The sequence below is a fragment of the Cyanothece sp. BG0011 genome (assembly GCF_003013815.1).
GTDB lineage: Bacteria > Cyanobacteriota > Cyanobacteriia > Cyanobacteriales > Microcystaceae > Crocosphaera.
Genome location: NZ_PRLH01000092.1, coordinates 63,533 through 76,395, shown reverse-complemented (window position 1 = coordinate 76,395; position 12,863 = coordinate 63,533). Strand labels below are relative to the sequence as shown.

The 12,863-nt window shown below is 39.2% G+C and carries 11 protein-coding genes; 2 read left to right on the top strand and 9 right to left on the bottom strand.

Annotated features, from left to right (window positions below):
- Positions 1 to 2,061, bottom strand: coding sequence for a thioredoxin domain-containing protein (locus tag C4E06_RS11065; RefSeq protein ID WP_107668104.1), 2,061 nt, complete (start codon positions 2,059 to 2,061; stop codon positions 1 to 3).
- Positions 2,062 to 2,299: 238 nt separating this feature from the next.
- Between C4E06_RS11065 and C4E06_RS11060 the strand changes: the two genes are divergently transcribed.
- Together C4E06_RS11060 and C4E06_RS11055 are read left to right on the top strand one after the other, a co-directional pair.
- A complete protein-coding gene (locus tag C4E06_RS11060; RefSeq protein ID WP_107668103.1) occupies positions 2,300 to 2,761 on the top strand; it encodes a hypothetical protein in 462 nt (153 codons plus the stop codon).
- A 32-nt stretch (positions 2,762 to 2,793) separates the two neighbouring features.
- Positions 2,794 to 3,570 (top strand): sulfite exporter TauE/SafE family protein, encoded by a 777-nt coding sequence (locus tag C4E06_RS11055; RefSeq protein ID WP_107668102.1) that lies wholly within the window; start codon positions 2,794 to 2,796, stop codon positions 3,568 to 3,570.
- A 594-nt stretch (positions 3,571 to 4,164) separates the two neighbouring features.
- Here C4E06_RS11055 and scyF read toward each other — a convergent pair.
- The 8 genes from scyF to C4E06_RS11010 form a co-directional block, all read right to left on the bottom strand.
- Positions 4,165 to 5,205, bottom strand: coding sequence for a scytonemin biosynthesis PEP-CTERM protein ScyF (scyF, locus tag C4E06_RS11045; protein ID WP_198648542.1), 1,041 nt, complete (start codon positions 5,203 to 5,205; stop codon positions 4,165 to 4,167).
- Between the two features lie 116 nt (positions 5,206 to 5,321).
- A complete protein-coding gene (locus C4E06_RS11040) occupies positions 5,322 to 6,749 on the bottom strand; it encodes a ScyD/ScyE family protein (RefSeq protein WP_107668101.1) in 1,428 nt (475 codons plus the stop codon).
- 206 nt (positions 6,750 to 6,955) lie between these two features.
- Complete coding sequence (locus C4E06_RS11035) at positions 6,956 to 7,807, bottom strand: NAD(P)H-binding protein (protein ID WP_107668100.1); 852 nt, start codon at positions 7,805 to 7,807, stop codon at positions 6,956 to 6,958.
- 146 nt (positions 7,808 to 7,953) lie between these two features.
- Complete coding sequence (locus C4E06_RS11030) at positions 7,954 to 9,159, bottom strand: 3-dehydroquinate synthase (RefSeq protein WP_107668099.1); 1,206 nt, start codon at positions 9,157 to 9,159, stop codon at positions 7,954 to 7,956.
- 65 nt (positions 9,160 to 9,224) lie between these two features.
- Positions 9,225 to 9,878 carry a DsbA family oxidoreductase gene (locus C4E06_RS11025; protein WP_107668098.1) on the bottom strand — a complete coding sequence of 218 codons (654 nt, stop codon included), beginning with the start codon at positions 9,876 to 9,878 and terminating at the stop codon, positions 9,225 to 9,227.
- A 268-nt stretch (positions 9,879 to 10,146) separates the two neighbouring features.
- Positions 10,147 to 11,061 (bottom strand): UbiA-like protein EboC, encoded by a 915-nt coding sequence (gene eboC / locus C4E06_RS11020; protein WP_107668097.1) that lies wholly within the window; start codon positions 11,059 to 11,061, stop codon positions 10,147 to 10,149.
- Positions 11,062 to 11,115: 54 nt separating this feature from the next.
- On the bottom strand, positions 11,116 to 12,030 hold the full coding sequence (locus C4E06_RS11015; RefSeq protein ID WP_157951147.1) for a TatD family hydrolase: 915 nt from the start codon (positions 12,028 to 12,030) through the stop codon (positions 11,116 to 11,118).
- Positions 12,031 to 12,079: 49 nt separating this feature from the next.
- Entirely contained in the window at positions 12,080 to 12,820 is a 741-nt protein-coding gene (locus C4E06_RS11010; RefSeq protein WP_107668095.1) for an EboA family metabolite traffic protein, read from the bottom strand.
- Positions 12,821 to 12,863 lie beyond the last annotated feature (43 nt).

The following is a 12,863-nucleotide window of genomic DNA, read 5'->3' as shown; positions in this document are numbered from 1 at the left end:
TTAAATTTGACCAATTTCTACGATTTGACTCAATAATTTTGCTTCGGTGGTAGCTGGTTCTAAACAAGATAAACCTTGACAGACTAAACCCACAGCATTATGGGGTAAATTATCATCTAAACGATAAACTGTGGTGGGAAAATATTGAGTTATTAATTGAGGTAATAGGGTTGGATTTGTTCTGACTAAACAGCCGAAATGATACCAATCTAAAGCGGTTAATAAACTCGGACAAGCGCGAGGAGATTCGCTTAAAACGTGACTAAACGCTTGTAATCCTTGTTCTGCTTTATCTAAATAGTTTAAATTATCGGTTAATCTCGCTAATCTCACTAAATTACTAATAGCAATACCATTGGCCGAAGGGGTAGCATTATCAATATAACTTCGTTCACGAACTAATAAATCATCACTATTATCCCCTGCATTGTTATAGTAACCTCCCATTTCTATACTCCAGAATAATTCGTCAAATTCCTGTTGAATTTCGATGGCTTTATCTAACCATTGGCTGTTTTGAGGATTAGCTGCTTGTAAATCTAAAAGGGCTTTAATGAAAAAAGCATAGTCTTCGGATTGGGCTAAAATTGAAGGATTTCCTTCATAATTAATACGGTGTAATCGCCTATCAACCCATTGTTTTTCTAATATAAATTGAACCGCATTACAAGCTAATTGCCAATATAAAGGGTTGTTAAAAACGCCATAAGCCCTGGCTAAACCCGAAATCATTAAGCCATTCCACGCCACAATCATTTTAGTATCTGTTACTGCTGGAATGCGTCCTGGCCAGGTAATTTCTTTCGCTTCTTGATTATTTTTGGCCGGTTGAAATGTGTCTAAATGACTTCTAGATGTACCGTATCTTTCCCTAAATAATTTATCTAAAATCCTTTCGATGCTATCAGATAATTCACCGCCATTGCGTCGTTGTAAAACATTTTTTCCTTCAAAGTTTCCCTCTGATGTGATGGTAAAAACTTCCGTTACTGCTTCTAATTCAGTGGGGGTTAATAACTGTTCTAACTGTTGATAGTCCCACACATAAAAGGCCCCTTCTTCCGGTTCATTTTCTTCTTTGGTTAGGAAACTATCTGCATCTTGGGCTGCATAAAAATAACCTTCCGGGGCGGTCATTTCCCGTTGTAACCATTGTACCGTTAAAGCGATCGCTCGTTCAAAAGCCGGTTCTTGTTGTCCCTTACTCCATAGATTAGCTAAATATTCGACAATTTGCCCGTTATCGTAGAGCATTTTTTCAAAATGGGGAACCGTCCACGTCGAATCTACCGTATAACGATGAAATCCACCCCCGACGTGATCGAAAATTCCCCCTAAGGCTAAATCTTGTCCCCTTTGTATTACTAATGTTTCCCGTTCTTTCGGTTCTCCGAATAAAAAACGAGTCCCTTCTAAGGCTAAGTTACTATATGGAATCATGGGGAAACAAGGACGGCCAAAATCTTCAGCCGTTACTTGAATAATTTTTGTATTAACATCAACGCCACGATAAATTAATTGAGGATTATTAACATCAATTTCACTCATAGGTAGAGTGGCGGACTGTTGTAACCCTTTTAAAATTTCTTGTTTAAACCCGTTTAATTTCTCTTTTTCTACGTCATAAAAACGACGAATTGATTGTAAGACTTGTAAGAAACCCGGACGACCATAACGGGGTTCAACAGGAAAATAGGTTCCTCCATAAAAAGGAACTAAATCTCCTGGTGTGAGAAAAATATTTAACGGCCAACCCCCTTGTATTCCCATCATTTGTAGAGAAGACATATAAATACTATCGAGGTCCGGACGTTCTTCTCGGTCTACTTTTATGGGTAAAAAATGATCATTCAGATAAGTGGCAATGGCCGGATTAGAAAAAGCTTCCCCTTCCATCACCGTACACCAATGACAGCTAGAATAGCCAATAGATAAGAAAATGGGTTTATTTTCATTTTTGGCAATTTCTAGGGCTTCTTCGCACCAATACCACCAATCTATAGGGTTTTCAGCGTGTTTACGGAGGTAGAGACTTTGGGTATTGGCCAGACGATTGGGCATGATGTTTAGTTGATAAAAATCTAACTTTTTTTATCCTATCATCTTCTTTATGTCCTGTTTCTAAATGAAATATAAAATCAGATCACCATAATCCTTAAAGCTGAAAATATCTCTACTCTCTATTTTTTGCTCCCTTATGAACCGATAAAGTAACAGACTAATAAGAAAACCGTTTCAGATTGGGTTAAGATAACATAGGTAAGAATTAACTTTCTGGTACTGGGGAGGAGTGGTCAGTATGTTTAAATATTTTCTATCCATGACAGCGTTAATGGTGTCTGTAGCAGGAATTGGCGTGTCTTTAGCTAGAGAAGAATTTAGATGTTATTTAGGGTTAGTGTCTGCTGCTTGTGATGCACCAGAAATTAAGTCAACCTCACCCAATAAAGATGACTCTATCTTAAATCAAGAAGTGACCAAAAATAGCGATTCTAATCATCAAGAGAAAGTAGAACCCCAACCCTCCTTAAATGCTAAATCTGCTGAAACTTTACTTCCTGAAAATTCTCAACTCAAAGATAATACATCTTCTGTAGGAGAAAGTGTTGAATCCGATAGTCAGTTTATTTCCGTTGAAGAATTGTCTCGTATTCCTAAAGAAAAACCTGATGTTAATGTAGATAATTCTGTTCCGTCTGGAGAAGAGGGTTATGTGGGAATTCCTATCGAGGTTGAACCTTTTAATGGGGAAACAAACTAAAAGATTAGAGGAAAATTTATGATGAATCAACTATGTTAGATCAAATTTTAATCTTAATTGCTAGTGGTTTAGGTTCGGGACTACTAGCAGGTATTTTAGGTATTGGAGGAGGGGTTGTTTTAGTGCCTCTTTTACTGATTTTAAACTATACGCCATTACAAGCAGTTGCTACCAGTAGTTTAGCCATTGTTATTACTTCTTCTTCGGGAAGTATTCAAAATTGGCGCATGGGATATTTAGATTTTAAAAGAGTTATTTTATTAGGAATTCCTGCTATTATAACGGCACAATTTGGCGTGATTGTGGCTAATTATATTCCTGAATTTGTGTTATTAACTGCCTTTGGTTGTTTATTGATTTTTAATATCTTTTTAAGTAATGTTCGTCGTCAATTAGTTACGACATCTCATCTAGAATCTGGCAGTCGATTATCTGAAAAAATAGCTTGTTTATGTACAGGAGGAATCGGGGGATTTTTAGCCGGTTTATTTGGTATTGGAGGGGGTGTAATTATGGTTCCTTTGCAAATGTTATTGTTAAAAGAAACGATAAAAGTTGCCATTCAAACCAGTTTAGGAGTGATTGTAATTACCTCTATTTCCTCTTGTGTGGGTCATGCGTTAAATAATAATGTTTTGTGGTTAGTGGGAATTATTTTAGGGTTGGGGGGATTAATTGGGGTGCAAATTAGTGCTAGATTTTTACCCAGATTACCAGATAAAGTTGTTCGTTTTTGCTTCTATTTCATGTTAGCTATCTTATCGGTTTATACCTTTTGGGAAGCTTGGAATATTTATAACACCAATTAATATTTAGAAAAAAATAGTTACATCGTCATTGAAAAATAAGTATCATAGATTAACTAATTAACTATACATATTTTTAGCCAAACTACACTTATTTAGAGAATAATAGTTATATTGTCCTTAAATCTAGTCAGATACTTCCTCATATTAAGTCAGACTCCTTTATAGAATATGTTAACCGAGGAATAACGGAAAGTCCTTTAATTATAAAAAAGGATTTTTTGAAGAGACTTTAGACCTCACTTTCGGGCTAAATTTTTGCATGAAAGCCTTTTTACTTTGCCCGAAAGGGCGCGGTAACTATTACTGACATCTTGCACGCCTTACAAAATAACTTAATAGCTAAAAAGAAGACAGTCAATGTTCAAGCAGTTAGTCTTAAAATAAGATACTTTTGCCTCTTGCCTCTTGCCTACCCCCCGGCCCCCCTTTCAAAGGGGGGTGTGGGGGGTGTAATCGAAGGTGCAAGATATAAGTATTACGTTTCAGTCATGTTTCTCCATCGGTTAACAACAACGCCTAATCCCAGCAAAACCCAACCCCAGATAGTAGAAGGTTCAGGGGTAGAGGGGATCTGTTCTTGTTGTTCTGATACCTCTAGAACTTGAACTCGACCCGTAAAGAAATCCCCACATAGATTTCACCCTCGACATAAGTTAACCCCGCAGTCCAATTAAACACGCCAGGTTCAAGATCAGCAGGGTTCGTAGAAAAAGGCAAATCTCCAGGCATTGGGGGGCCAGGTTGGGCAACAGGGTCTCCAAAAATAGTCAATAAGTTGCCTTGAGCATCAAAAACTTGAATACGGTTATTTTGGGAGTCAGCCACATAGATATTATCAAACTGATCAACATCGATACCAATAGGTTCGTTAAACTGTCCAGGAGCGGTTCCTTCGGTTCCAAAAGCAAATAAAGGATTATGGTCTGAGTCGAGTACCTGAATCCGATTATTAAACTGGTCATTAATATAAATATTGCCAGTATTTTGAGAAATCGCAATTCCAGCAGGGCCATTATACTGACCTAATTCGGTTCCCAGTTCCCCTAAGACTTCAACTAATTCCCCTTCTCGGTTGTAAATATTAACAAAGTCACCACTAAAATCAGTTACATAGAGGTTGCCTTCTGCATCAAAATCCATACCCCCTGGGCCAAAGAAAATATCTCCAGGGCCTTGATCACTAAAAGAGCCAAACGAGGTGACAAATTCCCCAGTATTAGGATTATAGACATCAATTTCACTGTTGAAAACGTCTCCAACATAAACATTTCCGGTTATAGGGTCAAATTTAATATCAGCTGGTTCATCTAACCCCTCACCTCGAGACCCTGAGACACCGCTGCCTACAGACCGTAAATACATCCCATCATTACTAAAAACCTCAATGCGGTTGCCTAAATTAGGATTAAACGAACCATCAGGGTTAAGACCTCGACCATTACTGACAAAAACATTTTCAGTTCCTGGTTGCACCGCAATACCTTGAGGCACAAATAACTGTCCTGGCCCAAAACCGGGGGTACCAATTTGACGGTCAAACTCTAAGGATAATGCGTGAACTTTCTCATCAGAGGTAATCTCTAAAAAACCAACACTGGCTAAAACGACTAACAAACCTTTTGCTATTTTGATCATGATAATTCTAAATTAAGTCAGTTAATAAAGATTGAAATTTAATTTTTAATAGAGATTAGGAATTGGGTGATAAAAAGAAATAAGAACACACCCAATACCCGACACAAAAAAGGTAACTAAGCTGAATCTTTGTCACTGACTTGCTTGTTTTTACCTTTAAAAAGGAAACGAGAGCCGACACCAAATGCCACCAAACTCAACACAGAAGTGGGTTCAGGAACTGATTCAGGCTCTATCCCTGGCGGTGGGGTCATAGTCACGCGAACTACCTCACCTTGAGTTCCTACCCCGTTATTGACTAAAATAATGTCTCCGTTATTATCGACTTCTATCCCAGTGGCAGAGAAAATATTTTCATCAAGTAAGGTAGAAATCATCCCTTCTGGGGTGACTTGAAGAATTGAACCCGGTAAACCCGCTAAACTACCATTAACACTTTCCCGCCATTGGGCTAGGTCGGCAAACTGTAAGACTAATAAGTTGCCGTCTTGGTCAAAAACAATATCAGCAATTTGGGTAAATCCTTCGGCAAAGACTTCAGGAACCCCCTCTTCATTGAGACGAAAAACCCTTGCTTCTCCTTCAGGATAGGGAAAACCTGTGAGTTCGCCGAAATAGTAAGCTCCATCAGGGCCAATAGTTGCCCCTGTGGGAACTGATTGTAATTCTAAGGTCGTTGGTAGAATTGTCCCTGGTAAGGGTTCAGAGTCTCTCACATCAGGAGACATACCCCCAGGGTTTCCTTCCGGTAACTCCTCTGGGGGAATCATTGTTCCAGGGGGAAATTCGACATCTTCCACAAGCTGAGTGAGGGAGGCCACAGCATTGACATCGGTGCCATCTAAGCTAAAGTCGTAAATGACGTTAGCACCCGCATCAACGACATAAGCTCGATTGTTAGCAATTTCTAAGTCGTAGGGATTAGTGATAAAATCTCCCCCATCAACATTGTTTAATATTTCGTATTCACCAAAATCGAAGATTTCTGTCAATTCTTGGGTGGCGAGATCAACGCGAAATAATTTAGCTAAGTTGTCTGCTCCTAAAACGTCCTCTGGATCTGAAGGTGGAGCAATAAAGGCTTGATCGGGGGGCAGTTCTAAACCTTGGGAGAGTTGGTTAAGTTCTAAGTCACGGTTGCCCGGAAAACCAGCATAACCAGTTAACAGATAAGCATTGCCTTCAGAATCAAATTGTAACTGTTGTGGTCCTGCCCCTTGTTCTTGAGTCGGTTGAAGGGCGAGAGAATCAAAGTTATTGACAACTCGCGAGACAGTTCCATCAATACCTATTTTGGTAACAGAACCTGTGTTTCCTGCACAAATCTCAGCAAACATGGTACTCGGAGAGGGCTGACATTTACCATTCCCTCCTGTTCCTGTTTCTCCGACATAGATACTACCATCAGCGCCGAAACTGAGTCCTCTGGGGTTGTTAAGATTACTGGCTAATATTTCAAAACTCGCAGCTTGTGCTACCTGAGTTCCCGAAACCATCGCCACACAACCTGACAAAAATGTAAAAATAAATTGCTTAAGTTTCATTCGTCCCTTGACTAAATATATCTGGATCTTTTAATTGCAATTACCACAAACTAACAAAAGAAATTTAAGTTTTTTCTTGTTAAAAGTGGATTTTAGTAGCCAAATCATCAGCTTCTTAAAATAGGATAGAAGATATAAAAGTTAAAAAACTATGAACTATTTTTGGTTTGGGGTGACGATTTTTTAGTTATTAGAAAAATTAGTGATTAAATTTGCCAAATCTCTGCATTCTCGCGGATATAAGTTTCAATAGTTCGGCTAGGATGACCCAGTAGACGCTCAAGGGTATTATCTTCTATCGCACCTTGACCCAATCGTAGTAAAACATGAATAATCGTTTGAACGATGATCGCACCCCTTGATAACCCCCGCTTTTTCAGGTGAAAAATATATCGAGGGATAGAAACGGCTTGGTATTGAATATCGCGCCCTAAAACGTCACTGAGGCTCTCTACAACCTCTTCCCAGAGGACGGGTCCTGGCCCAGCGAGAGTATAGGCTTTTCCAGCATGAGCAAAGGGGTTTCTCAAGATTAATGTGGCTACCTCGGCCACATCCCGCACATCTATCCAGTTGACGGGAGTATGGCCAGCAGGAACCATAATGCGATCGCTTTCTATAATATCGAGTCGATAGGCATCTTGGAGGTTTTGAGCAAAAAAGCCTGGTCTGAGAATAGTATAATGAGCATCAAGGGAGATAAGATGATCCTCAACTTTGCGATGTGGGATAAATTTATTTTTTTCGGCTCCGGCAACGGATAAAAAGATAATATGTTCAATGCCTGCTTGTTTAGCAACATCAATAAACGGGTTTAACGTCTCCTCAACCTCTGAAATGGCGGGAGGTCGTAGTAGAAATAGGAATTTTTGTGCTTCGAGGGCTTTAAACCAGGTGTTACGGTCATAGAAGTCAAATTTTACCATTGATAAATCCTCACCAAAGTCTTTCTTTGCTTTGGTAATATTTCGCACGGCAGCGACTGGCTTGAGTCCTTGGTTCAAGGCAGTTTTAATAACTTCTCGTCCGACATTTCCGGTAGCACCAATGACTAACATTTTAATTTTTAGGCATCAAATAAATATTGTAAAATGAGTAGATCGAAAACTTACTGATAAAAGCTTGCGGAGGAGCAGGGGGCAGGGGAGCAGGGAGACGAGGATCTTTGTGATCTACTGAAAATGAGTGAATAAATAATTAACGATTAATTATCCCAATTTTGTAACAAAGAAACTGCCCGTTTATACAAAGAAATATCAACTTCATGAACTTCTAATCCCTGGCCAATATCTTGTAATAAAGTAATGGTAAGTTCTCCCCCTAAATGTTCTTGAAATTCTTTTAACCCCTGAAATAAACTAATAGAAGAATCAGTCTCTTTATTTAACGCTAATTGAGGAATAGAAATCTCAAATCCTAGAGTTTTTAAAGTATTGATAATTTGCTGACACTTTTTCCAAGAGAGTAAACCCAGTAAATAAGAATAGGTACTATCTAAAGCAATACCAATAGCCACCGCTTCCCCGTGACGTAATTGATAATCTGTGAGATACTCTAATCTGTGGGCTGCCCAATGTCCAAAATCAAGGGGACGGGATGAACCCATTTCAAAAGGGTCGCCTCCCTTGGCAATATGGGCTAAATGCAACTGAGCGCAACGATAGATAATTTTTTGCATGATGACTAGGTTACGCTCAGCGAGTTGCTCAGCATAAGTTTTAATCTCCTCAAAGAAAGCCCTATCTTTAATTAAGGCCACCTTGACCGCTTCTGCAATGCCAGAACGCCAGTCTCGCTCATCGAGGGTTGTCAAAAAATTGCAGTCATTAATCACTGCATAAGGAGGAGCAAAGGTCCCTAAAAAGTTCTTTTTATTAAAAGCATTGATGCCATTTTTCACCCCAACACCCGAATCATTTTGAGCCAATACTGTTGTTGGAATACGAATCAGTCGAATACCTCGATGGGCTGTTGCTGCAGCATAACCTACCATATCTAGGATAGCACCCCCACCAATGGCTAAAATGTAAGAATGACGACATAAGTGAGCGCGTTCTATCCAAGCGTGCAGATTTTCAACAAATTTTGCTTCATTTTTTGCTTGTTCTCCTCCTGTTACTGGAATTGGGTCTAAGGAGAGCCGTATATCTTGATGATACCACTGAGCATAGTCTTTAATTTGGTTAAGCAGTTGGGGACAATGACATAATAATCCAGAATCTACCACTGCGATCGCTTTTTTAACGGTTGCGGTTCCGTCTGCGGCAATGGTTTGGGCTAATAAAGGATTTTTGATATTAAAAATATCTTGGGTAAAATGAACTGCATACTTAAAGGTTACGGGAATTTGTTGTTGAATAGCAGGAAAACTATTGCTTTTTTGGGTATTAGAAGAAATGCTGAAAGTCATCGGTTTTAAAAAAAGTAATTTTCTAGAGGATAGATTAAGAGACTTGGTTGAACAGGTATCAATAATTAATGATAGTAAGGAGGGTTTAAAGAAGAAATGAAAGACGCTCGATTTAAGGAACGAATAAAAATATTAGGAGATTGAGAAAAATATATTTTAAACTGCTTATTGATGATAAAAAAGGGAACATTCATAATACCCCTGAGACGAGCTAAGGTAGTATCTTTAATAATTTGTTTTTCAAGTTCTTGATTGAATAAACTTCTTTTCACTTCATCAATATTCAGTCCAAAGTCTTCGGCAATTGACAGTAGAATATCACGATCTCCAATATTTAACCCCTTTTCAAAAAAAGATCGGTAAATCTTTTTAACCATGCTCGCTTTTTTTTCTTCTGGCATTAAAATAACTAATTGATGAGACAGTTTTGTATTAACCCCTAACCGAATTTTATTAAAATCAACTCTGATTCTCCTTGATATTTTTTGTTGTTGCAAACACTTATATAATTGATTCAGTTCTTCTGTTTGTAGTATTTTTCGTTTTTTCATTAGTTGATGAAATTCAGGTTTTTTAGGGGAAATCTTAGTATTAAGTAGATAGGGATGCCATTGTAAGGTAATAGGTTCACCTTGCCATTGTTGTAGTGCCGTCAATAAATGTTGAAAACTAATCCAACACCAAGGGCAAGCAGTATCATAAAAAATATCAACAATCATCGTTTTTTAAACTCGGTAAAAGTAACATTTTGCATCAGTACAAGAAAACTTAATAATCATGAGAAGGTAATCAATTGTGAACAAGTTAGCGTCAAAATGAAATACTCTTGCCACCCCCTCTAACTCCCCCTTTTGTGAGGGGGAGAACCCTTGCCTACCCCCCCTGCCCCCTACCCCCCCTGCCCCCTACCCCCCCTGCCCCCCTTTGAAAGGGGGGTGTGGGGGGTGTGGGGGGATTATCGAAGGTGCAAGATATGGGTAAAAGACGTTAGGTAACACTAAATAACTGTGCAAGGGACTTAGAAAGGGGAAATAATAGCAAAATTGATAATCCTGCCGTCAGACCACCGAATATGGCCCCAATGGTGGCATTGAGAATAATCAGAGAAATAACCCCCATTTTGACCGCTCGGCGAATATTCTCAGCATCAGGATGACTCATTGCGTTTATCCAAGAAGGTAAGAGCATGACAGCGAAAAGAACCCAAAAAGGCAACATTGCTAAAGAATAATCTGCAAAAATCCAGTTTAAACTAAGTAATCCCCCTAAAACCCCTGTTAACAGTCCTAAAGAGACAATTCCAGTGATTCGTTGACCTCCTTTAACCTCTCCTCGAGAGATAGCCGTTATGGCCGCAATATAGGTAATAGGAATTAAGGCCAGATACCATTTCTCTTGCACAATAGAAACAGATGCACTCATGCCCAACCATAAATTACCACCGCGACATAAACCCATGTTCAAAGGGCCTAGTAGAGGATGATGTTTGCCCCAAGTATCATAAATGAGGGCTAAGACGGCAACAGAAACCGCTAAAATTGTGCTTATAAAAGATACATATACTGTTGCCCCAATACCTAACAAAAATAGAGAACACCCAAGGGTAATGGCACCCCCCAAAGAAGCGCGGTGACTAGGAAGAGGACGTTCGGGACGTTCTTGGGAATCAAGTTTGACATCAAATACATCATTAAAAACAATTCCGCCGCCGTAAAGTCCAGTTGTCGCTATCATTAAGCAAGCTAAAATGGCAAAATCATCAAATAAAATGCCAGAAACCGCTAATCCTGCTAAAATGTCAGCCCATGCCGTCACAATATTAGCAGGACGCATTAACTGCACATAGGCTAAAATTTTCTGAGGGAACTTTAATGTTTCCCTTGTCGTTGATAGTTGTATCATGTTTATCATTTAGAAATCAGACGTGAGCAGAGGGAGAAAGATTAAATAAAAAGGCTATTCAATTAAAACAGGGTTACGAGGCTGTTCATTGCTTATTACTGGCGTTTGTCCCCGTAATACCGAGTTACCACTAAATAGCTGACGTTGGTCCACAGCCGGAGGGTTTAACCAGTCTTGTTCCTTTATCTGACCACTTTGACCATAAGCGGTTAACGCATTTTGATAACACACCGCTTGCACATGGGTTTTAGGAATGCCTCGCTCAATCATTAATTGTGCAGTTTTGGGAACCGCTAAGGGGTCACTAACTCCCCAGTCAGCACTACTATCAACAATAATGCGATCGCAACCATAATGACGCACCACTTCAACCATGCGAGCATTACTCATCTTGGTATGGGGATAAATGGTAAAAGCAGCCCAAAAGCCACGATCTAGGACTTCTTGAACAGTTTCTTCGTTATTGTGGTCAATAATCACTTGAGAAGGCTTTAAACCGTGTTCGAGACAAACATTCATGCTGTAGCTAGTCCCTGCTTTTTTGTTGCGGTGAGGGGTATGTACCAGAACCAGCATATCGGTTTCTTTGGCGAGTTCGAGTTGCGCTCGAAAATACTTATCTTCTGTGGGGGTCATATCATCATAGCCAATTTCTCCAATAGCGACGACTCCCTCTTTACAGAGATAGAGGGGTAACAGTTCCATCACCGCCTCAGCTAAGGCTTCATTATTCGCTTCTTTGGAGTTGAGTCCGATAGTGCAGTAGTGGCGAATACCAAACTGTCCAGCGCGAAATCTTTCCCAACCCACTAAACTACTAAAATAGTCTCGAAAAGAGTCAACGCTAGTGCGCGGTTGTCCTAACCAAAAAGCAGGTTCAATAACGGCTACAATTCCCGCTTTTTGCATGGCTTGATAATCATCAGTGGTGCGAGAAGACATATGAATATGAGGATCGATATACATCATGACATTAATATGGGTGAGTGATCAAAAGTTTTTTAATGTTTGAGGTTGGTTAGTGGCTGACAGTGGAAAAATTCTGCTCTAAATCAGCCATCATCGTTGAATTTCCAAACTTTTTGACTAAATGTATCAGTTCAGGAGAGACAGAGCGTTGCGCTGCTAGACGTTCGTGAGCATAATCAATTAACATTTGCAACAGTTGAGGATTAACACGACGCTCTAAACCATTAATAAGGCGCAAAGGACTTTCAACAAAGAGGGCTTTTAAGACCATTTGATTCCAAGCTAAATCATCAAAATATTCGGCAGGATAAGGATTATGTAAAGCTACTGCATTAAAAACAGCAACCATGTTAGATCGTAGCCCTTCTGCAGCACGAAGACGATACTGTTGAGGATAGGGAACAAGGGGTAAAGCTTGATAAAGAGCTACTAATTCCTCCATATCAGCCGTGTTAAAGATTTGCTCAAGGGTGTAAAAATAGTCTTGGGGACTTTCATGAGCAAAAGATAAAATTAACAGGGTTCGAGCCGTTTGATCAAGGCTCCAATGTCCAGGAAACCATCCAAAACGAACCTTTTCTATGGCTTGCCAATCGTTGGGTAATAATTTTAAATCTGTTTTACCAATATAACGAGACACAGAACTAAAGGTCAAAAATAAGATTTTTTTAGAGACACCTTTAGTAATTTGTTGTCTTTTTTGGTTAAGCCATTGCCAGCTATCAAATTCTAGTTGTTGTGATAACCAATACTCTAATAAATTTATCACATTTTCAGTAGATTTGTCCATGTTTATTCTCTCAAATTTTTCAAAAGTTTTAGAAGATTTTGTT